Origin of the sequence: Paraburkholderia sp. CNPSo 3272 (assembly GCF_024206495.1) — a bacterium.
In the GTDB taxonomy this organism is placed as follows: Bacteria; Pseudomonadota; Gammaproteobacteria; order Burkholderiales; family Burkholderiaceae; genus Paraburkholderia.
Window position 1 is genome coordinate 82,465 of the sequence record NZ_JAMBPQ010000019.1, and the last position, 26,708, is coordinate 109,172.

24 protein-coding genes and 1 tRNA gene are annotated in these 26,708 nt (G+C 63.9%); 14 read left to right on the plus strand and 11 right to left on the minus strand.

Annotation, left to right across the window (positions count from 1 at the left end; all coding sequences use genetic code 11):
• Window positions 1-170: 170 nt before the first annotated feature.
• Window positions 171-1,343, plus strand: a complete 1,173-nt coding sequence (locus M3I53_RS22485; protein WP_254318056.1) for a 4-hydroxybenzoate 3-monooxygenase — start codon at window positions 171-173, stop codon at window positions 1,341-1,343.
• Between the two features lie 84 nt (window positions 1,344-1,427).
• Here the strand turns inward: M3I53_RS22485 and M3I53_RS22490 are convergent, their stop codons facing one another.
• From M3I53_RS22490 to M3I53_RS22510, 5 genes are all read right to left on the minus strand, one after another.
• Window positions 1,428-2,480, minus strand: coding sequence for an Ldh family oxidoreductase (locus M3I53_RS22490; protein WP_254318057.1), 1,053 nt, complete (start codon window positions 2,478-2,480; stop codon window positions 1,428-1,430).
• Between the two features lie 41 nt (window positions 2,481-2,521).
• Window positions 2,522-4,018, minus strand: a complete 1,497-nt coding sequence (locus tag M3I53_RS22495; RefSeq protein ID WP_254318058.1) for a DASS family sodium-coupled anion symporter — start codon at window positions 4,016-4,018, stop codon at window positions 2,522-2,524.
• A gap of 292 nt (window positions 4,019-4,310) precedes the next feature.
• Window positions 4,311-4,643: a DUF4148 domain-containing protein gene (locus tag M3I53_RS22500; RefSeq protein WP_254318105.1), complete on the minus strand. Its 333-nt coding sequence runs from the start codon at window positions 4,641-4,643 to the stop codon at window positions 4,311-4,313.
• 172 nt (window positions 4,644-4,815) lie between these two features.
• Window positions 4,816-5,499, minus strand: a complete 684-nt coding sequence (locus M3I53_RS22505; RefSeq protein ID WP_254318059.1) for a DJ-1/PfpI family protein — start codon at window positions 5,497-5,499, stop codon at window positions 4,816-4,818.
• Between the two features lie 224 nt (window positions 5,500-5,723).
• Window positions 5,724-6,161 (minus strand): carboxymuconolactone decarboxylase family protein, encoded by a 438-nt coding sequence (locus M3I53_RS22510; protein ID WP_254318060.1) that lies wholly within the window; start codon window positions 6,159-6,161, stop codon window positions 5,724-5,726.
• 191 nt (window positions 6,162-6,352) lie between these two features.
• Between M3I53_RS22510 and M3I53_RS22515 the strand changes: the two genes are divergently transcribed.
• The 5 genes from M3I53_RS22515 (at window position 6,353) to M3I53_RS22535 (ending at window position 9,767) form a co-directional block, all read left to right on the plus strand.
• A complete protein-coding gene (locus M3I53_RS22515; RefSeq protein ID WP_254318061.1) occupies window positions 6,353-7,849 on the plus strand; it encodes a PLP-dependent aminotransferase family protein in 1,497 nt (498 codons plus the stop codon).
• 323 nt (window positions 7,850-8,172) lie between these two features.
• Window positions 8,173-8,622, plus strand: a complete 450-nt coding sequence (locus tag M3I53_RS22520) for an HU family DNA-binding protein (RefSeq protein ID WP_069266248.1) — start codon at window positions 8,173-8,175, stop codon at window positions 8,620-8,622.
• Window positions 8,623-8,983: 361 nt separating this feature from the next.
• A complete protein-coding gene (locus tag M3I53_RS22525; protein ID WP_254318062.1) occupies window positions 8,984-9,262 on the plus strand; it encodes a hypothetical protein in 279 nt (92 codons plus the stop codon).
• Window positions 9,211-9,369, plus strand: a complete 159-nt coding sequence (locus M3I53_RS22530; protein WP_254318063.1) for a hypothetical protein — start codon at window positions 9,211-9,213, stop codon at window positions 9,367-9,369. Before M3I53_RS22525 ends, M3I53_RS22530 begins: the two co-directional genes overlap by 52 nt.
• Before the next feature lie 215 nt (window positions 9,370-9,584).
• Window positions 9,585-9,767: a hypothetical protein gene (locus tag M3I53_RS22535; RefSeq protein WP_254318064.1), complete on the plus strand. Its 183-nt coding sequence runs from the start codon at window positions 9,585-9,587 to the stop codon at window positions 9,765-9,767.
• Window positions 9,768-9,996: 229 nt separating this feature from the next.
• On the opposite strand, the gene M3I53_RS22540 is transcribed toward M3I53_RS22535, so the two are convergent.
• Together M3I53_RS22540 and M3I53_RS22545 are read right to left on the minus strand one after the other, a co-directional pair.
• On the minus strand, window positions 9,997-11,190 hold the full coding sequence (locus M3I53_RS22540; protein ID WP_254318065.1) for a porin: 1,194 nt from the start codon (window positions 11,188-11,190) through the stop codon (window positions 9,997-9,999).
• 220 nt (window positions 11,191-11,410) lie between these two features.
• On the minus strand, window positions 11,411-12,817 hold the full coding sequence (locus M3I53_RS22545) for a YihY/virulence factor BrkB family protein (RefSeq protein WP_254318066.1): 1,407 nt from the start codon (window positions 12,815-12,817) through the stop codon (window positions 11,411-11,413).
• Window positions 12,818-13,014: 197 nt separating this feature from the next.
• Between M3I53_RS22545 and fdnG the strand changes: the two genes are divergently transcribed.
• The 8 genes from fdnG (at window position 13,015) to M3I53_RS22585 (ending at window position 23,567) form a co-directional block, all read left to right on the plus strand.
• The gene (gene fdnG / locus M3I53_RS22550) at window positions 13,015-16,086 is read left to right on the plus strand and encodes a formate dehydrogenase-N subunit alpha (RefSeq protein WP_254318067.1); all 3,072 of its coding nucleotides are present in this window, start codon (window positions 13,015-13,017) and stop codon (window positions 16,084-16,086) included.
• 12 nt (window positions 16,087-16,098) lie between these two features.
• On the plus strand, window positions 16,099-17,034 hold the full coding sequence (fdxH, locus tag M3I53_RS22555; RefSeq protein WP_254318068.1) for a formate dehydrogenase subunit beta: 936 nt from the start codon (window positions 16,099-16,101) through the stop codon (window positions 17,032-17,034).
• Window positions 17,021-17,647 (plus strand): formate dehydrogenase subunit gamma, encoded by a 627-nt coding sequence (locus M3I53_RS22560; protein ID WP_254318069.1) that lies wholly within the window; start codon window positions 17,021-17,023, stop codon window positions 17,645-17,647. Before fdxH ends, M3I53_RS22560 begins: the two co-directional genes overlap by 14 nt.
• A gap of 127 nt (window positions 17,648-17,774) precedes the next feature.
• Window positions 17,775-18,707 carry a formate dehydrogenase accessory protein FdhE gene (fdhE, locus tag M3I53_RS22565; protein ID WP_254318070.1) on the plus strand — a complete coding sequence of 311 codons (933 nt, stop codon included), beginning with the start codon at window positions 17,775-17,777 and terminating at the stop codon, window positions 18,705-18,707.
• Between the two features lie 15 nt (window positions 18,708-18,722).
• Entirely contained in the window at window positions 18,723-20,189 is a 1,467-nt protein-coding gene (selA, locus tag M3I53_RS22570; RefSeq protein WP_254318071.1) for an L-seryl-tRNA(Sec) selenium transferase, read from the plus strand.
• Window positions 20,186-22,114, plus strand: coding sequence for a selenocysteine-specific translation elongation factor (gene selB / locus M3I53_RS22575; RefSeq protein WP_254318072.1), 1,929 nt, complete (start codon window positions 20,186-20,188; stop codon window positions 22,112-22,114). The genes selA and selB overlap by 4 nt, the downstream gene beginning before the upstream one ends.
• 47 nt (window positions 22,115-22,161) lie before the next feature.
• A tRNA-Sec gene (locus tag M3I53_RS22580) sits at window positions 22,162-22,257 on the plus strand.
• A 1,160-nt stretch (window positions 22,258-23,417) separates the two neighbouring features.
• Window positions 23,418-23,567, plus strand: coding sequence for a hypothetical protein (locus M3I53_RS22585; protein WP_254318073.1), 150 nt, complete (start codon window positions 23,418-23,420; stop codon window positions 23,565-23,567).
• Window positions 23,568-23,629: 62 nt separating this feature from the next.
• Here the strand turns inward: M3I53_RS22585 and M3I53_RS22590 are convergent, their stop codons facing one another.
• The 4 genes from M3I53_RS22590 to M3I53_RS22605 form a co-directional block, all read right to left on the minus strand.
• A complete protein-coding gene (locus tag M3I53_RS22590) occupies window positions 23,630-24,361 on the minus strand; it encodes a type IV toxin-antitoxin system AbiEi family antitoxin domain-containing protein (protein WP_254318074.1) in 732 nt (243 codons plus the stop codon).
• Window positions 24,362-24,973: 612 nt separating this feature from the next.
• On the minus strand, window positions 24,974-25,330 hold the full coding sequence (locus tag M3I53_RS22595; protein ID WP_254318075.1) for a hypothetical protein: 357 nt from the start codon (window positions 25,328-25,330) through the stop codon (window positions 24,974-24,976).
• Between the two features lie 428 nt (window positions 25,331-25,758).
• On the minus strand, window positions 25,759-25,956 hold the full coding sequence (locus M3I53_RS22600) for a hypothetical protein (protein WP_254318076.1): 198 nt from the start codon (window positions 25,954-25,956) through the stop codon (window positions 25,759-25,761).
• A gap of 13 nt (window positions 25,957-25,969) precedes the next feature.
• Window positions 25,970-26,575, minus strand: a complete 606-nt coding sequence (locus tag M3I53_RS22605) for a TetR/AcrR family transcriptional regulator (protein ID WP_254318077.1) — start codon at window positions 26,573-26,575, stop codon at window positions 25,970-25,972.
• Window positions 26,576-26,708: the final 133 nt, after the last annotated feature.

Genomic DNA, 26,708 nt, shown 5'->3' on the forward strand with positions numbered 1-26,708 from the left:
GCAAACGAAGCAATTCCCGTTCCGCGCCAACGGTTAAACGAGACGGGCGGCGACCTCAGTATTCAAAATCGGGATACTCCGTATTCTCCATATCGCGTTGCGCGATAACGGGCGTAGCGGCGAAACTTGCGAAAAATCAATTCAAGCAACGCCGCATCAGGAGACATCTCATGCGCACTCAGATTGGCATCATCGGCGCCGGGCCCGCGGGCCTGCTTCTTTCCCATCTTCTGCATTTGCGCGGCATCGACTCCGTCGTGCTCGAGCTGCGTGGCCGCGAGCAGATCGAATCGACCATACGCGCCGGCGTGCTCGAGCAAGGCACGATGGACGTGCTCACCGAAGCGGGCGTCGGCGAGCGCATGAAGGCCGAAGGCGCGCTGCATCACGGCTTCGAACTCGCGTTCGAAGGCAAGCGCCGCCGCATCGATCTCACTGGCCTCACGGGCAAAGCCATCACCGTCTACGCGCAGCACGAAGTGCTCAAGGACCTCGTGGCCGCGCGCGTGGCCGCGGACGGCAAACTCTTCTTCAATGTCTCGGACACGTCGATTCACGGCGTCGAAACCAGCACGCCGTCGATCCGCTTCACGCTCGAAGGGGAGGCGCACGAGCTGCACTGCGACTACGTGATCGGCTGCGACGGTTTCCACGGCGTGTCGCGCGCCTCGATTCCGGCAACGCTGCGCCAGGACTACGAGCGGGTGTTCCCGTTCGGCTGGTTCGGCATTCTCGTCGAGGCGCCGCCCACTTCCGACGAACTCATCTACGCGCGGCACGATCGCGGATTCGCGCTCGTCAGCACGCGCTCGCCGAACGTGCAGCGCATGTATTTCCAGTGCGATCCGAAGGACGACGTCGACAACTGGTCCGACGACCGCATCTGGGCCGAGTTGCACGCACGCGTCGATTCGCGCGAAGGCCACCGGGTGGTGGAAGGCAAGATCTTCCAGAAGAACATCGTCGGCATGCGCAGCTTCGTTACGACCACGATGCAGCACGGGCGCCTCTTTCTCGCGGGCGACGCGGCGCATATCGTGCCGCCGACCGGCGCGAAGGGCCTCAATCTCGCGGTGGCGGACGTGCGCGTGCTGACCGCGGCGCTCGTGGCCTTCTACAAGGAAGGCCGCACCGATCTGCTCGATGGCTATAGCGAAACGGCGCTGCGCCGCATCTGGCGCGCCGAACACTTCTCGTACTGGATGACGCGCATGATGCACCGCCTCGACGACGCCACGCCGTTCGAACAGCGCCTGCAGGTTGCGGAACTGGAGCACGTCACCACCTCGCGCGCCGCCGCGACCGCGATGGCCGAAAACTACGTGGGCGCGGTTGCCGTGTGAGGTAAGCGCAACGTATGAAACGACCGCGCGAGTCCCGCAGGGCTCGCGCGGTTTTTTCTGTTTACGGTGTCGGGTTGGACAGCTTCAAATCGCCGTGAGCGGCGCGATGCCCAGTTCGGTTGTGATATCGGCGAAAGGCTTTCTCACGGAGTCGGGCAGCGTGATCGTCTGCATGTGCCGTTCTCGATTCTCCGCTTCGTACTGGCCAGGGTATTGCACCGGCTGCGCCGGATCCTGCGGCGGGCAGCTGAGCAGATAGTCGAGGAACGACTCGACCTCCTGCGAGCGCCACGTCGTGTTGAAATCCACCTGCGGATCGAGCACCAGCGCGAACAGATTGTTGGTCGCCACGCCGTTGCGCGGATTGTCCGGATGGATCGTGCCGCCGCCCGAGAGCACGCCCGCGAGCAGTTCCGCCACGAGTCCGAGCGCATAGCCCTTGTGCAGGCCGAACGGCAGCAGCGCGCCGGGCGGGTCGGCGAACAGCACGTGGGGGTCCGTGCTCGGCTGGCCGTTCGCGTCGATCACCGAGCCGTCGGGCGCCGGCAGACCGTTTTCGGCGAGCACGCGCGCCTTGTTCACGGCAATGGCGCTCGTGGCGATATCCACGACGAAGGGCGGCCGCCCGCCCGGCAGCGGGCCCGCGAAGCACAGCGGGTTGGTCGTGAGCCGAGGCTCGCGCCCGCCGAACGGCGCGACGGTCGGCGCGCGATTCACCACGTTGGTGAACGCGAGCAGCACGTAGCCCTGCGCCGCGACCATTTCGCCGTAGTGGCCCATGCGCCCCAGGTGATGGCTATGACGCAGCGTCACGATGCACTGTCCATGTTCGCGCGCGCGGGCGATCGCGTCTTCCATCACGACCTTGCCAATGTGCTGGCCGAAGCCGCTGTGGCCGTCGTAGCCGATCAGGCTGCCGCGGTCGACGACGCGCTCGGCGCGGCCGTCGGCGGTGACGAAACCCGCGGCCAGCACGCGCTTGTAGTTCGGCAGGATCGACAGGCCATGGCTCGCGTAGCCCACGCGGTCCGATTCGATCAGATGGTCGGCCACGTCGGCGGCGATGTCCTCGGGCACCGAGACGTTCGTGAGCACGGCCGTGGCGAAGCGGCGTGCGTCGTCGATCTTGACTTCCATGAGCGGCTCCTTGCTAACGGTGCAGCGTTCGCGTGCAGTGATCAGATCCAGCCCAGCCAGCGCCACCACGTCGCGGCGAACAGCAGCAACAACACGTAGCCGACGGCGGTCAGCACGATGCCCACGCGCGCGAACTGCTTCGCCGTGAACGTTTCGGTGGCGAGGCACACCATGTTTTGCGGCGCGTTGATCGGCAGGATGAAGCCGAAGCTCACGACATACCCGAGCAGCATGGTGAGACCGAGCCGGTTGAAGTCGCCCTGCATGGACTGCAGCACCGACACGAGGATCGGCAGCATCGCGGAGGTGAGCGCCGTTGCGCTCGCAAAACCGAGGTGGATGAGAATGAGAAAGGCCGAGAGAATCGCGAAGGCCATGAACGGCGTGGCGGTGTCGAGCCCCGTGTGATGCGCGACGAGGTCGCCGAGCCATTGGCCCGCCTTCGTCGTGAGCAGCGCCGTGCCGAGGCTGATGCCCACGCCGAACACGATCACCGTGCCCCACGGAATGCGGCTTTGCACGGTCTTCCAGTCCATCACGCCGAAGCGCGGCAGCAGCAGCAGCACGAGCCCCACGTAAGTGACCGAAGTGGTGTCGAACGGGTGCAGCTTGCCTTCGGTCGCCCAAAAGAGCAGCAGGCCGATGGAAACCCCGAGCAGGCGTTTTTGCGGGCCCGTCATGGGGCCGAGTTCGCGCAGCGAGGCTTCGACGGCTTCCTTGCCGCCCGCGATGGCGTCGGCTTCGGGCGGCAGCATCTTCAGCACGATAAAGAGCAGCGCGGCCGACATCACGATCGCCCAGGGCGCGCCCGCAATCAGCCAGTCGAGCCACGTCACGCGTGCGCCGAGCATCTTGTCCATGAAGCCCACGGTAAGCAGGTTCTGCGCGGCGGCGGTCTGGATGCCGACGTTCCAGATGCTCGTGGCCTGCGCGACCACGATCATGATGCCCGCCGCGATGTTCGAGCGCTTGTCCACGCCGAACGCCGAGATCACGCCCACCATGATCGGCACGACGCAGGCGCTGCGCGCGGTGGCGCTCGGCACCACGAGCGAGAGCACGACGGTCACGGCGACCGCGCCGATCAGGATGCGCCGCGTGGTCGTGCCGATCAGCGAGAGCGTGACGAGCGCAATACGCCGGTCGAGCCCGGTGACGGTCATCGCCGCGGAGATAAAGAGTGCGCCGGCCACGAGCGCGAGCGCGGAATTGGAGAAGCCCGCGAGCGCCATGCTGATGGCTTTGTTCGTGCCGTAGTCGACCGCGGGGTTTTCGATGGTGGGCGCGGTGCCCACGAGAAACGCCATGAGCGAGGTGATGATGATGGCGCTCGCTTCGTACGACACCGCTTCGGTGAGCCACACGACCACGGCGAACGCGAGGATCGCGAGCATGCGCTGGCCGGCGGGCGGGAGGCTATCGGGCAGGGGCAGCAGAAGCACGACGACGAGCGCGATCACGCCCGCGATCAGGCCCACAGGTATGCCTCTTTTCTGTGGCGCTGCGCTCGCGTTGGCGGCTGGCTGGGGTGCGTTCATGGCGATGACTCCATGTTGGGCATGCACGCGGCATGGCTCGCGTGTCGCTTCTGGCAGAGCGCATGCAGCGTCGACGGCGGCGGTGTGGCGGCTTGCGGACGAGTCAGCGCATTCGCTTCGCGGATCGTACTGCCTTTCGACTGATGAAGCGTTTAGTGTGTACGGCGGGAGCGGGCGAGCGCGAAGGCGGGGCAAGTGCAGCGTTGCAGCATGCTGCGGGTGAGGCGGGCAACGTGATGGTGGAGGCGTTTTAACCGGCAAAACGGCCGGTTAAAACGGCCGCTGACGCGAATTACTGGCTGGCGCCAGCAGCAGCGTTAGCTTTCTTCTGTGCGTCCTGCAGGTTCTGCGGATAGTTCGGGTCGTTCAGCGCCGGCTTGTAGCCCGCGTCTTCCAGCTTCTTCAACTCGGCGTTGTTCTTCGCGCGGGCTTGCTTGCGCTCGGCCTTGCGCTGCGCTTTGGCCTGAGCCTTGGCCTGTGCTTTCTGTTCCTTGGTGAGCGGTTGCGAGGCCGCGGCGGCGGCGGGTGCACTGGCTTCCGTTTGCGCGAATGCCGGCGCGGCAACGCCGATCAGGAATGCGGCGGTTGCCGCGGCGAGAGTCAGCTTGCTGGTGGTGGAGCGCATTGATTTCCCTAATGATTGGTTTGAATGACTTACCCAGGGCTGGGAGGACGGGCGCGCATGGCTGCGGCGCGCCCGTTGCTCAATGTAATCGATCCCCACAAAAGACGGTAGCAAGCGCTGACCCTGGCTTGCTGGTAACCGCAGCGGCGACCCCGGCGGCCTCGCTGGGCACTCAGGCGCCGAGTTTCGCGGCCGCCGCTGCGACTACTCGCGCGCGCTCGGCGAGCGACGCAGCTGTCTGCGCGCGCAACCTTTCCACGATTGCGCGCGGCGCGGTGGCGGGGTCGCCCGCATCGAACGGCGGCGCGGGTGCGTACTCGAGTTCGAGCTGCAGCGCCTGAGCGGCCTCGTCGCCGATCAGTTCAGCGGCGAGCGTCAATGCGAAATCGATACCCGCGGTGATCCCGCCGCCGGTCAGCACGTTCCCATCGCGCACCACGCGCGCTTTCACGGGCAGCGCGCCGAGCGGCTCCAGCAGTTCGTGGAAGGCCCAATGCGTGGTCGCACGGCGTCCGCGCAGCAGCCCGGCCGCGCCGAGCACGAGCGCACCCGTGCAAACCGAGGTGACGTAGCGCGCCGTGCTCGCCTGGCGGCGCAGGAAGGCGAGCGTCTCGTCGTCGGGAATCAACTGAGAAACGCCGCTGCCGCCCGGCACGCAGACCACGTCGAGCGGCGGGCAGTCCTCGAAGGTCGTGTCGGGTGTGAGCATGAGGCCGGTGCTCGAGCGCACCGGGTGGAGCGTCTTCCAGATGAGCCGCGCCCGGGTGTCCGGCATCGAGGCGAGCACGTCGTACGGACCGGTCAGGTCGAGCTGTTGAACGTTGGGAAATGCGAGAAATCCGATCTGCAGTGCCATGTGATGTTCCCGGTCAAGGTTGGACTGTCGAAAAGGCCGACGGTGTGCCGATGATTCGGGAATCACTGTAATCTTGCGCCGCTCCACAACCATGCCAAAAACCGCGCAAAAACTGCCAGCGGCGCGCGAGCCATGCATGGAAGCACTCGGTGATCGAGACACGCGCCGCGTTCAGCCGCGGCTTAATTAGCCACAGCGTAAGCAGCGCGCTTGCTGCTTCGAACTCAGGCCGGCATCTTGCGGAACGTCACCGCGATGCGGTTCCAGCCGTTGATCGCGATGATCAGCAGCGTGAGGTCAGCGATCTCCCGATCGCTGAAATGCGGCTTCACGCGTTCCCACACTTCGTCGGGCACGTGCGTTTGCGCGAGCAGCGTGACAGATTCGGTCCATTCGAGCGCCGCGCGCTCGCGCTCGGTGAAGAATGGCGTCTCGCGCCACACCGATACCGTGGCGAGCCGGCGATCGGTTTCGCCGCCTTTGCGCGCATCTGAGGTGTGCATGTCCACGCAGTAGGCGCAGCCATTGATCTGCGAAGCACGCAGGCGCACCAGTTCCGCGAGCGGCTTTTCGATCGAGCTTTTGCTCGCGCGCTCTTCGAGCGCAATCATGGCCTTCGTGCCTTCGGGGCTGGCCTTGTAGAAATCCAGACGTGCTTGCATGAGCGTTCACCTGTCGAGTTGAATTTCGTGGCGCTGTCTTCGACAGCGACGTTGACAACGATGCGTTGGACTTGCGAATTGCGTAACCACAGGGGCACTTTAGGCGTTGTGCTGGCGCGTTCACATAGCCATTCTGGCAATATTTCGGGTGACCACTTTCACCCCCGTCGAGCGCTACCTGCAGCATCATCATGGAACTCCACGTCACCGTGTCGGGCCGTCGCGACCTCGCCGGCCAGATCTATCGCCAGTTGCGTGACAGCATCGTCGATGGCCGTCTGGCCGGCGGCACCCGCCTGCCGTCCACGCGCGATCTCGCCTTGCAGCTCGGCGTTTCGCGCAAGACCACGCTCGACGTATTCGAACGCCTGCTCGCCGAAGGCTATCTGAACTCGCGGCGTGGTTCGGGCACATTCGTGGCCGAAACGCTCGAACGCCTGCCCGCGCGCGAGCGCGGTGATCCGAATCCGCAGATACGCGCGGCGACCGCTGCCATCACGATCGCGCGTGCCGGGAAGGCGCCGCGTGCGGCGCAGGCCACGCCGTGGTGGCACGCGCAAGCCGAGGCGCTGCACGGTTCGCTGCCGCGCCTCGATACACGGCTCGCCTGCGACTTCGCGGGCGGCGTCACCGACAAGTCGCGCTTTCCCTTCGACATCTGGCGGCGCTGCATCAACGACGCTCTGCGCGTTCAGGCGCGCGGTTACGGCTTGTATCGCGATCCGGCGGGTGAGGAGAAGCTGCGCCTTGCGGTGTCGCGCTATCTCGCCTTCAACCGCGCGGTGCAGGGCACCTGGCAGGACGTGATCGTCACGCAGGGCGCGCAGCAAGCGCTCGATCTGCTCGCGCGCGTGACGCTCACACCCGGCGACGTCGTGGTCGTGGAGGACCCGGGCTATCCGCCCGCGCGCGATATCTTTGCCGCGCTGGGCGCGAAGGTCGTGCCAGTGCCGGTGGATCGCGACGGGCTCGTCGTCGCGCGGCTACCGAAGGCGGCGCGGCTCGTGTACGTCACGCCGTCGCACCAGTTTCCGCTCGGCATGCCGCTGAATCTCGAGCGGCGCGTCGCGCTGCTCGCATGGGCGCAGGCGTGCGGCGCGCTCGTGATCGAAGACGACTATGACTGCGAATACCGCTTCGAGGGCCGCTCTTTGGAGCCGCTCAAGAGCCTCGACAACGCCGGTCTCGTGGCTTACGTCGGCACGTTTTCGAAGACCATCTTCCCCGAACTGCGCGTGGGCTACGTGGTGCCGCCTGCCGCGCTGGCCGCACCGCTCGCCCGCGCGCGGCAGATTGGCGATGCCCACGGCTGCGTGCTCACGCAGACGGCGCTCGCCGACTTCATGCTCAACGGCCATTTCGCGCGTCATTTGCGGCGCATGCATCAGATGTATGCGCAGCGCCGCGACGTGCTGCTCGCGCATCTGCGCGGACCGCTTGCGCCGTGGCTCGAACCCGTCATGCCCAACATCGCGGGGTTGCACCTGGCGGCGCGGCTCGTCGCGCCGCTCGACGCCGCAGCGGTGACGCAGGCCGCGCGCCGCGCGTCGATCGGGCTGCATCCGCTCGCGCCGTTTCATCTCGAAGCACCTGTACAGAGCGGTTTTCTGTTCGGTTACGGTGGGGTCGACGCCGAGCGTATCGACGCCGCGCTGACGTCGCTCGCCACGCTGCTGCGCACGCTTTGACTGCATTCTGCCGTCGCGGCGACATCGGCGTGGCAGCCGAAATCATGCAAAAACGCCATACGTATGGCGCTTTCCTGACGAACGCGCCGTGCGCCGCGTCGGCCGCAGCGCGTCGTCCGTGATCGATTCGGGCGCGTCAGGTGCACGTTTACCCCTGTAAACAGGCGTCAAAATGTGATCGAGAGTCAGCGCCGCGCAACAAAATCGTAACGACAATGCAAAAGCTTCACGCAAAACGCTTGCGCGTATGTAGAATCCGCCGTTGAAGCACGTGCATTCCGCAGTGCTTCTTCGATTCACTGACCAACACTGGTAGGAGAAACATGCCGACTTCCGCAAAGAAAGTGGCCGCAAAAAAGGCAGCTGCCCCGGCCAAGAAGGTTGCCGCAAAGAAAGCGCCCGCCACCAAGACGGCCGCAGCTAAGAAGGTCGCCGTGAAGGCGTCCGGCGTACCGACGCCGATCAAGGACACCTTCACGAAGGCCTCGCTGGCTACCCACGTCGCTGAACGTGCAGGCGTCGAGCCGAAGGCTGCCAAGGCCGTGCTCGCCGCGCTGGAAGACACGATCCTCGGTTCGGTCCACAAGAAGGGCGCTGGCGAATTCACGCTGTCGGGCCTTCTGAAGATCGTCGTCCAGGCCGTGCCGGCGAAGAAGAAGCGCTTCGGCAAGGATCCGTTCACGGGCGAAGAGCGCTGGTTCCCGGCGAAGCCCGCATCGGTCCGCATCAAGGCGCGCGCCCTGAAGAAGCTGAAGGACGCAGCAGCAGCCTGATTGCGCTGATTGCGCTTCAAGCCGCGACCTGAGGGTAGCGGTTATCCGTCAGTACCAAAAAATCCCCGTTGGTGTCGAGCTCACGGGGATTTTTCATTTGGTGCGTGCAATGCGCACGGCCACTGCCATGCTATGTCCTTATGTTATGGCCGACATCAGATAGGATGTTCGAGAAATCAAGTTGTAATTTGTCATCTACGTCGTATGTAAACGATGCCGTAGATCAAATAGTTAAGTTGTCCATAGCACAGTGTTATGCAGACAGCCGACCTCAGTTTGCGCCAGGTGGAAGCGTTTCGCGCTCTGATGCAGCGGGGCACCGCCTCGCTTGCGGCAAAAGCTCGGCATTTCTCAGCCTGCGGTGAGCCGTTTACTTGCCGACTTCGAAGCCAAGGTGAGGTTCGCACTTTTCGAGCGGCGCCAGGGGTGCTTGCTGCCGACCGTCGACGCCCATACGCTGCAAGACGAAGTCGAGCACGCGTTCTTCGGCTTCGAGCGCGTGGCTCAGGCGGCCGCGCAGATTCGCGCGCAACGGCGCGGCGTTGTGCGCGTGCTTCGGCGGATCTTTGCACCGACTTCCTGCCGCGCGTGGCCGCGGCGTTTGCGAGCGAGCACGAAGGCGTCGATTTCGAACTGCTGACTGGCGAGGCCGCCGCGATGGCCGAGCGCGTGGCGGCGCAACGCTGCGATCTCGGTTTCGTCGCGCAAGCCGTCGCGCATCCTGGCGCGTCTCGAGTATCTGAGTGAATGGCCGCTGCGCTGCATCGTGCCGCGCGGACACCGGCTCGCGCGCAAACGCGTGGTTCAGCGCAAGACTGCGCGGGCGAACGCTTCATTTCATTCGCCGCGGCGAGCGAGGCCCGCCTCTCCATCGACCGGCACTTTGCCGAATGCGGCGTGGCGCGTGAGCCCGGCGTCGAAGCGGCGCGCGCGCAATCGGTCGTGGGGACGGTGGAAGCGGGGTGGGCATCGCGCTCGTCGACGCGCTGACCGCCCAGCACGCGAGCGCGCGGGTGAGCGTGAAGCGTTTCACGCCCGCGCTCTCGAGCGCGCTCCACGTCGTGCGCGGCGCGCAGCGCGCGGCGACGACGCTGGGCGACGCATTCGTGTGTCACGCCGCCGCCGCGCTGTCGCGGCTGCGCTGAGCCTTTCGCTCGCGTAAAAGGCATGTAAACGGCGCGAGTCGTGGCCGTGCGTGCACACCCCCCGGTGGATTCCTTCTAAAACCCGGCGGGCATAAAAAAACCAGCCGGGGCTTGCGCCGTAGGCTGGTTTGTGCCGCGTGTCGTTTATAGCTGCGCGGTCTGGCTTCTGCGCCGGAATGGCTCGTCAGCCAGTTCCGGCGCCGGGCCGAAGCCCGGAGTGAAGCGTTGCTTAGAACTTGTGGCGGATGCCCAGGCTGACCAGGGTCTGCGAGCTCGAAGCCGAGTTGAAGCCGTACGAACCGATCGATGCGCCGGCCGTCGACGTCGTGGTCGCGCTGTCGCGCTGCGTGCCATTGGCGTGCTGATAAGCCGCAACAGCGTACAGGTCCGTACGCTTCGACAGGTTGTAGTCCGCGCCGAGCGAAACCTGGTTGTACGTGTTCGACGTGTCGCCAGAGCCGTGCGTCCAGGTGTAGCCGAGGCCAAGCAGCAGGGCCGGGTTCAGCTGATAACCGAGGAAGCCACCAGCAACGTTGAAGCGCTGGTTCGACGGGAATGCCGAAGCGCCGTCCGTGCGCATCTGAACGTTGCTGTAACGGCCGCTGAACGTGAACGGACCAGCGACGTATTGTGCAGCGACCGAAGCGATGCCAACCGACTTGGCCGAAGCGTAAGCCTGGGTGATCTGGCTGCCGTCCTGGAACATGGCGTCCGACGTTGCGCCCGAAGCCCAGCCGCCGTTAGCTGCGCGCGATGCCGGCGACGACGCGTTGTCCATGCGGAAGTAGCCGCCCGCAACGTTGAACGAGCCGATGCCGTACGTTGCAGCTGCACCCCAGCTCTGACCCGAGCCGGTTGCGCCAGCGACGCCGCCGAACGCGTACATGCCTTCGAACTGGAAGCCTTGCAGAACCGGCGAGACGTACTTGACTGCGCTGTTCGTACGCGAGCTGTTGTCGTTGTTGTCGACGTCGCCCGGGGTTGCGAACGTGCTGCCGAAGTAATTGTCGCCCGTCAGCGGCTGAACCATGTCGACCAGCGGGTCGTACTGACGGCCGAACGTGACCGTACCGAACTGGTCGTGCGACAGGCCAACGAATGCTTGACGGCCGAAGATTGCCGTGTTGCCGTTGTACTTGCCCATCTTGCCGCTGTTGATGTCAAAGCCGCTTTCCAATTGGAAAATTGCCTTGAGGCCGCCGCCCAGATCTTCCGTGCCCTTCAGGCCCCAGCGGTTGCCCGACAGATTGCCGCCGGCCAGGCCGACCAGATTCTTGTTGGCCTTGTTGGCGTCCATCGTGTTGTGGGCCCACTGGATCGATTCGTCGATCACACCATAGAGGGTCACGCTGCTTTGAGCGTGCGCGGTGCCAGCTGCGGCCAAGAGGGCCAGCGAGAGGGTCGAGAGAGCGACTCGTTTCATTCTGTTTTCTCCACGCAGAAATTGTGTAGTTGTTGCGCGTTGGAGAATAACGCAGCAGGCCAGGCGACCTGAAATGAAAAAATAAAGATTGTCGCGAAAACCTGACACCGGCCAGAAGCCCTTGTCAGACGGGGCCTCCGTCCATTATGCCGTTTCAAGAAATATTCGATTGTTGATCGAGCATTATTGTTGTTTTTGATAAAAGTTCCGTAAACAGCCGTTATTTTTTCCCCTTGGCGCGACCTTTGGTAGCGGCCTCAATTGGCGCGGCCGCATTGGGGTGGCGGCGCCTGCCGGCGGCCGTCACGGCGAGCGCGGCGCTCGCGACGAACAGCACCGAACCCCATGGGTGGCGCTTCACATAGCGGTCAGCGGCGACGACCGTGCGGCCCGCGTGAACCAGCGTGAGCGCGGCCGCGTAGGTGGCGCTGTTTTCCATGCGCACCACCGAACGGCGGATGTGCAACCCCGATTTCAGCCTTCCGAACACGCCGCCATGTGCGCTCGCGCGCCCAATCGCGCCGAGCCGCGTTTCCGATAGTGTCGATTTGTCTGCTGCAACGGCCGCCGCCAAGGCCGAAGGCATTGCCGTAATGCCTGCGCCGCCGTTTCCGATCGGCACGGCCGACGGCGCCGGCGCTCCGGCGGGGTCCGCGCGCTTCGTGTCGTCCCGCGCGACGATGGTGGAGGCGGCGAGCACCGAGGCTAGCTTGGCGCGGCTGCCGGGCGGCGTTTCCTCGAGGAAACCCCACGCTCCGCGCGGATCGTGCATGCGGCCGCGCGCGGCCGAGAATTCCGCGCCGAGCAGGAGCACAGCCGCCGAGAAATAGAGCCACATGAGCAACACCGCGAGCGAGCCGGCGGCGCCGAAGGCCGTCGCCATGCCCGCGTGCGCGAGATAGAGCGCAAACAGCTTCTTGCCCGCCGAGAACAGGACCGCCGCGACGATGCCGCCCACCATCGCGTCGCGCCAGCGAACGTTGGCGTCGGGCAGGAAGCGCAGCAGGGCGCCGAACGCGACGGTCAACACCACGAGCCCCACGCCAAGCTGCATGAGGTTGCCGATGATCACATAAGGAGAATTGCCCCAGAGCCACTGACCGACGAACGTAATGGCCGTGTCGAGCACGAGCGAGACGATGAGCAGGAACGCGACGCCGAGCACGAGGCTGAATGAAATGAGCCTCACGCGCACGAGCGCCATCACGCTGGAGGGACGTTCCCCGTCCGGCGGCCAGACGATGTTCAGCGCGGAATTGAGCGAGGAGAAGGTTGCGGAAGCGCCGATCACGAGCAAGGCGAGCGAGATGATCGCCGCGGCGCCGCCTTTGCCGCCCGCCCGGTGCGCGTTTTGCACGATGGTGGTGATGCCCGCGGCCGCGTCGTCGCCGAGCACGTTGTGGACCTGGCGGAAGAGTTCGCCGCGCGCGGCATCGTCGCCGAAAAACCAGCCGGCCACGGCAATCACCATCACGAGCGTCGGCGCGAGCGAAAACGCCGAGTAGAACGCGATGCTCGCCGCGAGCGACGGGCAGCGATTGGCGAGGAACTGGCGCAGCGCGCCCACTACCCACGACGCTTCCTTGCGTGCGGCGGACTGCAGTCGTTCGGAGGAAAGCGTTGACATGATGGTGCGCCCCGCGGTGGATGCTTCAGTGGTCCGTTTTCATCACAAAGATGGCTTCATTCGCCATTTAATATTAGCAAGCGGGGTTCCCGGGCGATCTCGCGCTGCACGCGCGTCACGCTTGGGGGCATCCAGCGCGATCCGTCTCCCAAAACGTCTTATACTGAAAATACCCACGATCAAGCCGAGGACGAATCATGCTGCAGATGTCCCGGCGTCAGTTCCTCAAGGTCACGGCAACGTCGCTGGCGGGTTCCAGCCTCGCGTTGATGGGTTTTGCTCCCGACAACGCGCTTGCCGAGGTCCGACAATACAAACTGGCGCGCACCACTGAAACCCGCAACACCTGCCCGTACTGCTCGGTTGGTTGCGGGATCCTCATGTACGGTCTCGGCGATGGCGCGAAGAATGCTACGACGAGCATCATCCATATCGAAGGCGATCCCGATCACCCCGTCAATCGCGGCACGCTGTGCCCGAAGGGCGCCAGCCTGATCGATTTCATTCATAGCGAGAGCCGCCTCAAGTACCCCGAGTACCGGGCGGCCGGCTCGAACGAGTGGAAACGCATTTCGTGGGATGACGCGCTCGACCGCATCGCGAAGCTGTTGAAGGAAGATCGCGACGCGAACTTCGTCGAGAAGACCGCCGACGGCAAGACCGTGAACCGCTGGTTGACCACGGGCATGCTGGCCGCATCGGCGGCCAGCAACGAAGTCGGCTATCTCACGCACAAAGTGGCCCGCAGCATGGGGCTGCTCGCATTCGACAACCAGGCGCGTGTCTGACACGGCCCGACGGTGGCAGGTCTTGCCCCGACGTTTGGCCGTGGAGCGATGACGAACCATTGGGTCGACATTCGCAATGCGGACGTGATTCTGGTGATGGGCGGCAATGCGGCCGAGGCGCACCCGTGCGGCTTCAAGTGGGTCACGGAGGCGAAGGCGCACCGGGGTGCGCGGCTCATCGTGGTGGACCCGCGCTTCACGCGCACGGCATCGGTCGCGGACTTCTACGCGCCGATCCGTACCGGCACGGACGTCGCCTTCCTTGGCGCGGTGATCAACTATTTGCTCACCAACGACAAGATCCAGCACGAGTACGTGAAGAACTACACGGACTTCACGTTCATCGTGCGCGAAGACTACGCATTCAACGACGGCATTTTTTCGGGCTACGATGCGCAGAAGCATTCGTACACGGACAAGTCGTCCTGGAACTACGAGCTCGGCGACGACGGCTTCGTGAAGACCGACGACACGCTGCAGAATCCGCGCTGCGTTTATCAGTTGCTCAAGCAGCATTACTCGCGCTACACGCCCGAGATGGTAGAGAAAGTGTGCGGCACGCCGAAGGATAAATTCCTCAAGGTGTGCGAAATGCTTGCGAGCACGGCTGTGCCGGGCCGCGCGGGCACGATCATGTATGCGCTCGGCTGGACCCATCACTCGATCGGCTCGCAGAATATTCGCACCGGCGCGATGGTGCAGCTCCTGCTCGGCAACATCGGCATTGCGGGCGGCGGCATGAATGCGCTGCGCGGCCACTCGAACATCCAGGGGCTGACCGACCTCGGGCTCATGTCGAACCTGCTCACGGGCTATATGACGCTGCCGTCCGAAGCGGAGCAGGACTACGACGACTACATCAAGAAGCGCGCGGCGCAGCCCATGCGGCCGAACCAGCTCAGCTACTGGCGGAATTACGGCGCATTTTTCGTGAGCTTCATGAAGTCGTGGTGGGGCGACGCGGCCACGAAGGACAACAACTGGGGCTACGACTGGCTGCCCAAGCTCGACAAGCCGTACGACCTGCTGCAGACCATCGAGCTGATGAACCAGGGCAAGGTCAACGGCTATATTTGCCAGGGCTTCAACGTCATGGCGTCCTCCCCGAACAAGGCCAAGACCGTCTCGGCGCTCAGCAAGCTCAAGTGGCTCGTGATCATGGACCCGCTCGCCATCGAGACTGCCGAATTCTGGAAGAAGTACGGCGACTATAACGATGTCGATCCGACTTCGATTCAAACCGAAGTGTACCGTTTGCCCACCACGTGCTTCGCGGAAGAAAACGGCTCGCTCGTGAGTTCGAGCCGAGTGCTGCAGTGGCACTGGAAGGGTGCGGAGCCGCCGGGCGAGGCGAAGAGCGACCTCGAGATCATGTCGGGCCTGTTCATGCGTATCCGCGCCGCGTATCAGAAGGACGGTGGCAAGCTGCCCGATCCGATCGTCAAGCTCGACTGGCCGTATTCGGATCCTGCGAGCCCGACGCCGGAAGAGCTGGCGAAGGAGTTCAACGGGCGTGCGCTCGCCGACCAGACCGATGCAAAAGATCCCACCAAGGTGCTCGTGAAGAAGGGCGAGCAGCTCTCGGGCTTCGCGCAGTTGAAGGACGACGGCACGACCGCGAGCGGCTGCTGGATCTTCTGCGGCGCGTGGACCCAGGCGGGCAACCAGATGGGCCGGCGCGACAACGACGACCCCACGGGTATTGGACAGACGCTCAACTGGGCCTGGGCGTGGCCGGTGAACCGGCGCGTGCTGTACAACCGTGCCTCGTGCGACGTGGCGGGCAAGCCCTTCGATCCCACCCGCAAGCTGATCGCCTGGAACGGCAGCGTATGGGCGGGCGCGGACATACCCGACTACAAGGTTGACGAAGCGCCCGATCAGGGCATGGGGCCGTTCATCATGAACCCCGAGGGCGTGGCGCGTTTCTTTGCCCGCGACGGCATGAACGAAGGGCCATTCCCTGAGCACTACGAACCGTTCGAGAACCCGCTCGGCTATAACCCGTTCCACCCGAACAACCCGCTCGCCACGAGCAATCCGGCGGCGCGCGTGTTCCCGGACGATCGCAAGACGTTTGGAACCGCGCAGCAGTTCCCGCATGTGGCGACCACGTACCGGCTCACCGAGCACTTCCACTTCTGGACGAAACATGCCCGGCTGAACGCGATCATTCAGCCGCAGCAGTTCGTCGAGATCGGCGAGGCGCTCGCGAAGGAGGTGGGCGTGGTGGCCGGCGATCGCGTGAAGGTGTCGAGCAATCGCGGCTATCTGATCGCGGTGGCGGTGGTCACCAAGCGCATCAAGCCGCTGACCATCGAGGGCAAGACCGTGCATCAGGTCGGCGTACCGCTGCACTGGGGCTTCAAGGGGCTCACGCACCCGGGCTATCTGACGAATACGCTCACACCGCCCGTGGGCGACGGCAATTCGCAGACACCCGAATTCAAGTCGTTCCTCGTGAAGGTCGAAAAGGCATAGGGAGGCGACGACATGGCATGGCAATCACTTGACGTCAAACGCCTCTCCGCGACGACCTCGGAGCCGCCCGGCGTGCGCGAGCCGGTTACGGGCACGGTCGCGAAGCTCATCGACGTTTCTAAATGCATCGGCTGCAAGGCGTGTCAGACCGCGTGCATGGAGTGGAACGATCTGCGTGACGAAATCGGTGTCAATACGGGCGTCTACGACAATCCGCACGATCTCACAGAGCACTCGTGGACCGTAATGCGCTTCACGGAATACGAGAACTCGCAGGGCGACCTCGAATGGCTGATCCGCAAGGACGGCTGCATGCATTGCGAGGACCCGGGCTGTTTGAAGGCGTGTCCCTCGCCGGGCGCGATCGTGCAGTATACGAACGGCATCGTCGACTTCCACCAGGAAAACTGCATCGGCTGCGGCAATTGCATTACCGGCTGCCCGTTCAATATTCCTCGCATGTCGAGCGAGCGCCGCGTCTACAAGTGCACGCTCTGCTCGGACCGCGTGGCCGTGGGACAGGAGCCCGCGTGCGTGAAAACCTGCCCGACCGGAGCGATCGTCTTCGGCACCAAGGAAGACATGAAGCAGCACGCGGCCGAGCGCATCGTGGACCTCAAGGAGCGCGGCTTCGAGAACGCCGGGCTTTATGACCCGCCGGGCGTGAGCGGCACGCACGTGATGTACGTGCTGCATCACGCGGACCGGCCGTCGCTCTATGCCGGGCTGCCCCAGGATCCGCACATCAGCCCGATGGTGCGGCTCTGGAAGGGCGTGGCCAAGCCGATCGGGCTCGCCATCATGGCGCTCACCGCACTGGCCGGTTTCTTCCATTACACGCGGGTAGGCCCGAACGAAGTGACGGCCGAAGACGAAGTCGCGGCGCGCGAAGAAGCGCGGCGCATGCGTGGCGAACTCCCCGAGGAGCGCGGCGATGAAAGACGATGAACCGCAACTGATCGAGCGCTACACGCCCAACGAGCGCAGCAACCACTGGATCACCGCAATCTGCTTCATCCTGCTTGCGCTCTCGGGCCTCGCAATGTTCCATCCGGCCATGTCCTGGCTGTATGCGGTGCTTGGCGGCGGCCAGTGGACGCGCATTCTGCATCCGTTCATCGGCGTGGTGATGTTCGTCTCGTTCCTGATCCTTGCGCTGCGCTTCTGGCATCACAACTATCTGGACAAGGACGACATTCAGTGGATGAAACAGATGGGCGACGTGCTCAACAACCGCGAAGACAGGCTGCCCGAAATCGGCCGCTACAATGCGGGCCAGAAGCTGTTATTCTTTGTGATGGTGATTTGCCTCGTGCTGTTGCTTTTGACCGGAATCGTGATGTGGCGGCGATACTTTTCGGCCTACTTTCCGATCGAAATTATCCGGCTCTCTTCGCTGGTGCATGCCGCAGTGGCATTTGTGCTGATCTGCGGGATCATTATTCATATTTATGCGGCCATCTGGGTGAAGGGATCGATCGGCGCAATGACGCGCGGTTACGTCACCTGGGGCTGGGCGAGAAAGCATCATCCGCGCTGGTTCCGCGAGAGCATCAAGTGACGCACAGGCTGCGCGCCGCATGCCGCGCCGTTTGGCCACGGCAGTCGCGGCGCGAGCGGCAAACCGCCGGCGCCCGCGAGGGCACGGCGGTTTTTTCCTCGTGAAGCCGTTCTGGAGCTGACCCGTCGTGACGCAACGCATTCTCGACCCGCAGCAAATCGAATCGCTCGATCCTTCGGCCATTCCGCGCATCCGTCTGCCCGAGCGCATCGCCTTTTTCAGCACGCGCGCCGTGCGCCTGCGGCATCTCGCAGACCACAATCCCATTGGCGGCTACGTGCGGCTCATGGCGGCGCTCGTCGACGCGCAGCAGGAGGCGCTCGAACATTGCAGCGCCTCGATGCCCTCGCGCGAAGCCATTGCGAACGCGCAGCATCACTCCATGCCGATCTTGCCGGCGCTTTCGGGCGAGCGTGATCCGCAATGGCGCGCCGTACTATCCCGTCTCGCCGACCGGGTCGAAGCGGCAGGAGCGGTCGCGCCTGCGCTCGCGAAAGTGCTGGGCGAGTTGCGCGCCATGACCGAAGGACAGATCGACGCCCAGGCCGATGCGGTTCTCGCCCAGCGCTACACCGAAGTCGCACCTGCCACCGCGCCGTTCATCATGGCCGCGCTGCAGGTGGTGTGGACCGACCTTGCGAGCCGCATCGACGTGCGCGACGTGCCTTATGTCGATGCGCCAGGCGTCTGTCCCTTGTGCGGCTCGCCGCCCGTTGCCAGCATCGTGCGTATTGGCGGCGTGTATCAGGGCTACCGGTTTGCGCAATGCGGCCTGTGCGGCACCGAGGCTCACGTGGTGCGCGTGAAGTGCACGAACTGCGATTCGACCAAGGGCATTGCGTATCACGGCATCGAAGGCGGCAATGCCGCACTCAAGGCCGAATCGTGCGACGAATGCCATACGTACCGCAAGATCGGCTATCAGGAGAAGGATCTCGACTTCGAGCCGCTTGCCGACGACCTGGCGAGCCTCACGCTCGATTTGCTGATGAGCGATGCGGGCTATCGTCGCGCGAGCCCGAATCCGTTGCTATGGCCCGAAGTGCATGGCGACCAGTAAGGAGCCGCGCACGCCATGAGCGAAGCCGTGGGACAAGCAGCGGAGCACGATGCGCACGCCCTGCATGCGCTGCTCGCGAAAATGCCGGCGGTCGAGCGCGTAATTGCCTCGGAGCAAGCGCAGCCGCTGATAGCACAGTACGGACGCACCCAGGTGCTGGACGCGATACGCGCCACGCAGGACGGCTGGCGTCGCGATGTGCGAACTGGCGTCCTGGCGCACGAAAACAAGGATACCGAACCATTTTCGCTGGAGCGCATGATCGAGGCGGTCACGCAGCGGTTGGCCGAACGCACGCAAAGTCGCCTGCGTTCCGTCTTCAATCTCACGGGCACAGTGCTGCATACGAATCTCGGCCGCGCGCTGTTGCCCGACGAGGCGGTAAAAGCGGTGGTGCAGGCGCTCACGCAACCCGCAAACCTCGAATTCGACCTCGCGAGCGGCAAGCGTGGCGACCGCGACGACCTGATCGACTCGCTGATCTGCGAACTGACGGGCGCAGAAGCCGCGACAGTCGTGAACAATAACGCAGCAGCCGTGTTGTTGCTGTTGAGCGCACTCGCCAATCGCAAGGAGGTCGTCGTTTCGCGAGGCGAGCTGGTCGAGATCGGCGGGGCGTTCCGCATTCCCGACATCATGAGCCGCGCGGGCGCACGCTTGCGCGAGATCGGCACGACGAATCGCACGCATCTTAAGGATTACGAAGCGGCGATCAACGGCCACACCGCGCTCCTGATGAAAGTCCATTGCAGCAACTACGCGATCAGCGGCTTTACAAAGAGTGTCGGACTCGATGAACTCGCGCCGCTCGCCCGTCAGCGCGGCCTGCCCGTCGCCGTCGATCTGGGCAGCGGGACGCTCGTCGATCTCGCGCAGTGGGGCTTGCCAGCCGAGCCCACGGTGCGCGCGACCGTGGAAGCGGGCGCGGACCTCGTGACCTTCAGCGGCGACAAGCTGCTCGGCGGCCCTCAGGCGGGACTGATCGTCGGCCGCAAGGAACTCATTGCGAAGATCAAGAAGCACCCGCTGAAGCGCGCATTGCGGGTCGGCAAGCTCACGCTCGCCGCGCTCGAACCCGTTTTGCGGCTTTATCGGGCGCCCGAATTCTTGCAGGAGCGGCTCACTACGCTGCGCCTGCTCACACGGCCCGCCTCGCAAATGCAAGAGGCGGCGCAGCGCGCGCTGCCCCTGTTTCAGCGCGCCATCGGCGAAGCGTATGCGGCGAGCGTCGAGCCGATGTTCAGCCAGATCGGCAGCGGCGCGCTGCCCGTGGACGTGCTGCCGAGCAGCGGGCTAGTCGTGCGCCATGCGGGGAAGGGCGGCAGCGGCCGCGCGCTGCTAAGGCTCGAACGCGCCTTGCGGGAACTGCCGCGGCCCGTGATCGGACGCATTGCCGACGACGCGCTGCGTCTGGATCTGCGCTGCCTCGAACCCGCGGACGAAGCGGCGTTCGCGGCGCAATTCGCGGAGCTGCGTCTGTGATCGTCGGCACGGCGGGGCACATCGACCACGGCAAGACCACGCTGGTCCGCGCGTTGACCGGCGTGGACACCGACCGCCTGAAAGAAGAGAAGGCGCGCGGCATTTCGATCGAACTGGGCTACGCGTACCTGCCGCTCGCCAATGGCGATGTGCTGGGCTTCATCGACGTGCCCGGCCACGAAAAGCTCGTCCATACGATGGCGGCGGGTGCATGCGGCATCGACTTCGCGTTGCTCGTGATTGCGGCCGACGACGGCGTGATGCCGCAAACACGCGAGCACCTTGCCATTCTGCAACTGCTGGGCGTGCAGCAAGGCGCCATCGCGCTGACGAGGTGCGATCGCGTCGATGCGCCGAGACTCGGCGGCGTGCGTGCCGAAATCGCCGCGTGGCTCGCTGACACGATGCTTGCAGACGCACCCGTATTCGCGACCAATGCCACGCAGCCGCATGACGACGGCGTTGCGCGGCTCGACGCGTGGTTGCGCGAGCGCGCGAGTACATGGCGGCCGCGACGAGACGATGGACTCTTTCGCCTCGCCGTGGATCGCGTATTTACGTTGACGGGCCAGGGGACGGTGGTGACGGGCACCGTATTCGCCGGGCGCGTACAGGCGGGCGACGCGCTCGTGCTCGCACCCGCCGGCACGCCAGTGCGCGTGCGTGGCCTGCATGCACAGAATCGTGCGGTACAGGCCGGCGATGCGGGCCACGCGGGCCAGCGTTGCGCGCTCAATCTCGCGGGCATCGACAAGGAGCACATTGCGCGCGGTGACTGGATCGTCCATGCGCGGCTGGCCGAGCCGGCCGTGCGTCTCGACGTAGAACTGCATTTGCTCGACGACGCGGGCATTACGTTGCAGCACTGGTCGCCGCTGCATGTGCATCTCGGCACGACGCATCGCGTTGCGAACGTCGCGTTGCTCGAAGGCGAAACGCTCGCGCCGGGCGGGGCTGCCCGCGTGCAACTCGTGTTCGCAGCGCCGTTGCACGCGTTGCCGGGAGACCGCTTCATCGTCCGCAACGCGCAAGCGAACCGCACCGTAGGCGGCGGGCGTGTGCTCGATCCGTTCGGCCCGTCGCGGCGGCGCCGCACGCCGGAGCGGCGTGCATGGCTCGACGCGTTGCGCACGTGGCTCGACGAAGCCAGCCTGGCGCCGCTGATCGAGGAAGCGCCGCGCGGCATTGCGCGCGCGACGTTGGTGCAGTTGACCGGTTACGACGACGCTGCGCTCGCTTTGCCGGCTGATGCGATTTCCATCGCAGCGCAAGGACGCGACGACGAAGGCGCGGTGATCGCCCATGCGCACTGGACGAGGCTCGCCGAACGCATTGTCGAGGCGCTTGCCGAGTTCCATGCGCGCTCGCCCGACGAGCAGGGGCCCGACGCGGCACGGTTGCGCCGCATGGCGGCGCCGCTCGTGAGCGATGCGGTGTGGCGTGCCGCAATTGAAGCGCTCGAGCGCGCGGAGCGCGTGGCACGCAGCGGGCCGTGGCTGCATCTCCCGTCCCACGCGGTAACGCTCGACGCCGACGATGAAGCGCTCGCCGCGCGCCTCATGCCGCTGCTCGCACAAGGGCGTTTCGATCCGCCGTGGGTGCGGGATCTCGCGCGCGAGACGCGGCAGCCGGAAGAGAAGGTGCGTGCGCTGCTGCGCAAACTCGCGCGCCTGGGTATGGTGTATCAGGTCGTGCGCGATCTGTTTTACGATCGCGACGTGGTGCAGACGCTCGCGCGTGCGGTTGCACAGATCGCCGCGGAGCAGGGCGGCGCGGTCAACGCGGCGGCGTTTCGCGACGCCACGGCATTGGGTCGCAAACGCGCGATCCAGATTCTGGAGTACTTCGACCGCGTTGGATATACTCGCTTTCAACGCGACACGCATCTGCTACGGCACGATAGCCGGATGCGCGAATGGTTGTAGGCACATCGATATGTGTTTGCGGTTGCAGGTGGTTTGGGTTTGACGAAGGAAGGCATTCGTATCCGGTGGTACGGCCGGGCTTCAAATCCGGTTGGGGGCGTCAGCCGCTCCCGGGTCAGTTCGACTCTGGCTGCCTTCCGCCACATGGGCCTTCCGGCCTGGTCCGATATCTTTGTACAGGTAACCATAAAACTTCCGCCTGGAAGTTAATTGGTTTAAAAATCGCCTGCCCAATTTACGTTTTGTTACGCATGACGGTAGCCGCCTGCATTCTGGCAGTCGATACGGTCGTTCCCTGCGATGGTGGCCATTGGACTCATAGAAATCAGGCGGCTTGCTCCGGCTTTAGCCTTCGCTATCTTCGTTGTGTGAAACCAAGGCGCGGATTGCATGAACCATTCTTTACCGCAACGTCACGGACTCATTGCCGGGGCGTGATCCCGGAATGCCTGTACCGGTTTTCGAGCGCGCCAGCCTCGAGTATCTGGCCGGTTCGGTGCAGTCCGAAACGCTGCATGAGGACAATGCCAGTCCCATCGGCATGCTGTGCAACATCCGGCTGAACGTCCCTTCAGGATTCGCGGATCACTGGGTGCGGAGGATGTCGTCTGGGGCCTCAAGTTTCTTGGCGAGGACGAGAACTTCGCGTGGGCGAAGTGGCTGGAGTGCTGAACCGCTTTTCACTGTCGAAACCCACGCTCGTTTCACGTGGGGTGTGCTGCAAACATGTGGCCGCCTACGGCGCGACAACAGGCATTGACGGTTTACCTCGATACCCGCCGGAGTCGCGCCTTGCCACGGGGTGCCAGTCACCGGTCGTCCCGAATCGAAGGGCGTTATGACGCCGTGACGGTGTCCGCTGAGGGATGCGAATCTTGGCGACATACAGGGAGCCCGCGACACAGATCGCTGCGCTCGAGGAGTAGGCGGCGACAGCGCGGGCGGCCGAGTTCGAGGCGGTGCTCGCAGACATCAGGATCAAGGTCGCCAATAATGGATTTACCGTGCAGGACATCTTCGGACGGGCGCGGGCTACGCGCGCTACATACGCCCGGGACGTCGTGCCCGCCAGATACCGTCACCCGAAAACGCAGGCGACCTGGTCGTTTGGTGGGGCCTCACTATGTCCACTTTGGCGCCGTCGGTCTAGACGGTGCTCGAGCAACTCTTACCGCGGTCTACGACTTCCGGCCGAACACTCGCAGCACGTGCGGAACACGAATCCGATTGAATCGACGTTCGCGACGGTGCGCCATCGCACGAGCCGCACGCATAACGTCTGTCGCACGCGACCTTCCGCGCCATGGCCCTCAAGTCGATCGAGGCGGCCAAGCAGTCATGGAGAAAGATCCGCGGCGTGGACAAGACCGAGGCACTTCTGAAGAGCGTCCCCTTCAAGGACGGAACCCCGGTGATTGCAAGCACACCGGTTCCTCACGTACTGGCCGCCTGATCATGCCGATCGACCCGTACACACCACTCTTGACGACCGCTCGTTCAAATCCCGCGGCCGTCTCATTCTGGTTTTAATGTTATCCGGCCATTCTTTGTCTGATTCGACCATCTTTTACCGGTGCCAAGACGGTCCACATGTTTTTGAAGTCCCCGAGCCCATGCAAAGTCGGCCTCACGTCCGAGGTCGCGCACGAGCCTGACGACCTTCACCCGATGGCAGTGGCTCAAAAACTCGTCGAGCACGTCGCCGCGCAGGTTACGCAGGCTCACCATCAGGTTGCTCGCTTCCTCGAACGACTGACCTTTGCCGATGTCGCTGGCGAGTTCCAGGATCGCCCGCTCGGGCACTGACACATTGACCTCCGGGTCGCCAGCGGGAAGTGGCTTCAGGCCCTTGTCGTAGGGCAGGTCGTCGTCGAACAGAGAGGTGGTCTGGAACGAGTAGACCAGATGCTGGCCCACCCAGGACGGGATGCGATAGGGCTTCTGGCCCCACAGCACAACCTTTTCGCGGAACGCGATGTTGTGCCGGACGCCCTGCCAGGCAAGGGCGGTTTTGCCTCCAACGTGAAGACCCGCAATGCGGCGAGTCAGGTACGCGATCGAACCGTCCCGTGTCGGCGTGTCCCCGGTCAGAAGGTAGACGCCCTGCGAGAGCCGTTGCAGCCACCCGGATCTGACCATGTGCGCCGCGAGCGCAGCGCTGATCCCCATGTCCCTGAGAATGCCGGAATCGATGGGGTGACCGCGCCGGCTTTCCTGCATCAACCGCTGGACTGTCCTGTTGCTCATCGGCTACCTGAAGTTGCATTATTTGCTCGCAGTATATGCAAGATACTGCGCATTTTCTGCAAATTTTTAACGCACCCTAAGATCGAAACTTGCGTCGCCGCTCGATTTCCCGGGCCGGTCATCCCCGGCTCGATGTGAAATCCCATACGGGTGGTCAGATAACTATCCTTATCTGACTACCGGGATTCTTTGCCCAGACTCGCCCGCCGGAAAACGTGCCGCCCCGGCATGAATGAAGTTGGGCACTCGCTTGCGCAGCATCCGGTGCATGTGCGCCCCTCGTCGTGGCGTGGTGCCTGTACGGCGGCGCACGTCGCCCTCGCGCAGCCTTGGGTGACCGTGCCGCGGGCGCCGGGCGTGGACCCGAACACGCCCGGCAACGGCATCCATGGATGCCAACTCGTCGTGAGCCAAGCTGAAACTGGAAAGTGGTCCACCCGAGAGGGCAGCCAGGCACAGCGGCGAGGACGTCGGGACGACGTGGGCATATCTGTTTTGATAGGAACACTTATCACAAGGGCGCCGTCGAATAGCGTACCTGATACGGATTCTCTTCATTTCTTGCTCAGTAAATTCTGACAGGGAGTCGGACTAAGGGACGGTGACCGAACCTCACTCCCCGTCATGCCGCTTGGTTTCGAATCGAACTTTTGTTTGTCGGTCGTTTTTTCTTCCATCGACCTGTGGGGAGAATATGAACGGTGTGCCTCGATCAGGCATGCGTATTCCACGTAAGTCGAGCAGCCGTCCAACGGCAAGGCGAGCAGGCCTTCCCCGCGGAGCCATGCGGCGATTCCACTGTAAGGCGAGCGCCGCGGCGCAGTTTGGATTGCCAATTGCGGCATGCCAGTTGTCGATTTGAATCTGGCTGGCGATCGACTGCGAAATGCCGGTCGTGTCGTCATTGGGCACTTCGAACAGTTCAGGCTGCGCCGAATCCGACAGCGGTGTCATCAGCAGGTCATTCATGACGAGGACGTCAATCTCGGCCCCTTCGAAGCGACTCCGCGTAGCACCTGCAGCATTCTGCGATGGCGGCCATCTTGATGTCTTCAGGTACCGGGACGGGCAAGCGCAGCTTCGCGCGATTCAGCCGCACCGAGAGGAGGCGCGGTTGACGTTCGCTTGCTTCACATTCGACGAGGAGTCCCAGGTGCTCTTCGAAGCCGAACTGATCGATACTGCTTCATGACTGCTAGTCAGCCAGGGCTGCGGCTGGCCATGAGCTAGAGTAGTCGTTCAACGGACGGGTGTGCAGTCTGGGGCGCGTACGCGTGGTCCATTTGTGCGGCTGCTTTGCGTTCACACCTGCCCAGGCGCCAGTACGGGACGATAGAAGTGATAGCTTGCGTCGATAGGTGAACGAATCCATCGCGCCTGGCGTGCTTGGCTCGCCGTTATTCATCGTCGGCGACGAGCTCTTCTTTGGTGTCGGTAGCAAAGAGATCCCCTTGGATGCCTGGTGGAAGGACGGTGAGGTATCCCTTCATCATCGCTCCTGCATCAACGACTTTGCCGCCGAGTCGCGAGCTGCTCGTCTGGGCCCTATGTTGAGGCGTGGACTGCTCGCGTGCCTTTGATGTCAGCGTCGACATCCATGAACCTCAGTTAGAAGTGCTCCGAACTGCTTAGCGGTGTTAGCAGTAGCCGCTCCATAAATATGCGTCGGTCGTCTTTCTGTTTGGCCGTGCCCTGATGGGATAGCAGTGATTCCGAGAGGTCATAGCTGTACAGGGCGAAGCCCCGCGATCTCGCTTCGCTGGCATTGAATCCCAGCGCGCGGAAACATTGAGTGATATAGCTCAGCCGCTTCGCGTCGACATCATCCACGACGCTTCGAGCTGACTCATCTCTGCGTGCCCACGCGCGGATAGCCAACTCGGACGCCGCAGCTTCCGCGGCAGAGGAGCCTCGGAAGGGTAGTGAAAGCAAGTCACGGATCAGTTCGCGCGCCGAGAGTCCCCGGCTCTCGAAGCGGAAGATGATTTGCTCGGTCGCCTCGTCACGCCAGGCAATTAACACCCGCTGGAGCAGGTCGTCTCTGTCCCTGAAATGCCAGTAAAAACTGCCCTTAGTGACGCCGATCTCCTTGGCCAGCACTTCCACGCGAACGGAATCAATGCTGCGGCTCTCCAAGACTCTTCGTGCCGCGCGAATCCAGTCGTTTGGGCCGAACTGCCCGCGACTGCTTTGAGTAGCTTTGGTCTCTGCCATATTGGCTCCGGGAAAACGAACATTTTACCGCCTTTCGATATACGGGCCGGTACGGTAGATCGTGCCTGGCTTGCCTTCGGGCACGACCCCAGCACGCGTTTACCCCAAGTAGGCTTTTGTTGACGTAGGTCAA

What these genes read in the sequence shown, in the direction of transcription:
- M3I53_RS22605 (WP_254318077.1), bottom strand. Translation starts at nt 26,575, where the DNA reads ATGGCAGAGACCAAAGCTACTCAAAGCAGTCGCGGGCAGTTCGGCCCA.
- M3I53_RS22490 (WP_254318057.1), bottom strand. Translation starts at nt 2,480, where the DNA reads ATGGAAGTCAAGATCGACGACGCACGCCGCTTCGCCACGGCCGTGCTC.
- M3I53_RS22520 (WP_069266248.1), top strand. Translation starts at nt 8,173, where the DNA reads ATGCCGACTTCCGCAAAGAAAGTGGCCGCAAAAAAGGCAGCTGCCCCG.
- M3I53_RS22560 (WP_254318069.1), top strand. Translation starts at nt 17,021, where the DNA reads ATGAAAGACGATGAACCGCAACTGATCGAGCGCTACACGCCCAACGAG.
- M3I53_RS22485 (WP_254318056.1), top strand. Translation starts at nt 171, where the DNA reads ATGCGCACTCAGATTGGCATCATCGGCGCCGGGCCCGCGGGCCTGCTT.
- M3I53_RS22595 (WP_254318075.1), bottom strand. Translation starts at nt 25,330, where the DNA reads ATGAATGACCTGCTGATGACACCGCTGTCGGATTCGGCGCAGCCTGAA.
- M3I53_RS22495 (WP_254318058.1), bottom strand. Translation starts at nt 4,018, where the DNA reads ATGAACGCACCCCAGCCAGCCGCCAACGCGAGCGCAGCGCCACAGAAA.
- fdxH (WP_254318068.1), top strand. Translation starts at nt 16,099, where the DNA reads ATGGCATGGCAATCACTTGACGTCAAACGCCTCTCCGCGACGACCTCG.
- M3I53_RS22515 (WP_254318061.1), top strand. Translation starts at nt 6,353, where the DNA reads ATGGAACTCCACGTCACCGTGTCGGGCCGTCGCGACCTCGCCGGCCAG.
- M3I53_RS22585 (WP_254318073.1), top strand. Translation starts at nt 23,418, where the DNA reads ATGGCCCTCAAGTCGATCGAGGCGGCCAAGCAGTCATGGAGAAAGATC.
- M3I53_RS22600 (WP_254318076.1), bottom strand. Translation starts at nt 25,956, where the DNA reads ATGTCGACGCTGACATCAAAGGCACGCGAGCAGTCCACGCCTCAACAT.
- M3I53_RS22590 (WP_254318074.1), bottom strand. Translation starts at nt 24,361, where the DNA reads ATGAGCAACAGGACAGTCCAGCGGTTGATGCAGGAAAGCCGGCGCGGT.
- M3I53_RS22545 (WP_254318066.1), bottom strand. Translation starts at nt 12,817, where the DNA reads ATGTCAACGCTTTCCTCCGAACGACTGCAGTCCGCCGCACGCAAGGAA.
- M3I53_RS22505 (WP_254318059.1), bottom strand. Translation starts at nt 5,499, where the DNA reads ATGGCACTGCAGATCGGATTTCTCGCATTTCCCAACGTTCAACAGCTC.
- M3I53_RS22540 (WP_254318065.1), bottom strand. Translation starts at nt 11,190, where the DNA reads ATGAAACGAGTCGCTCTCTCGACCCTCTCGCTGGCCCTCTTGGCCGCA.
- M3I53_RS22510 (WP_254318060.1), bottom strand. Translation starts at nt 6,161, where the DNA reads ATGCAAGCACGTCTGGATTTCTACAAGGCCAGCCCCGAAGGCACGAAG.
- selA (WP_254318071.1), top strand. Translation starts at nt 18,723, where the DNA reads ATGAGCGAAGCCGTGGGACAAGCAGCGGAGCACGATGCGCACGCCCTG.
- M3I53_RS22500 (WP_254318105.1), bottom strand. Translation starts at nt 4,643, where the DNA reads ATGCGCTCCACCACCAGCAAGCTGACTCTCGCCGCGGCAACCGCCGCA.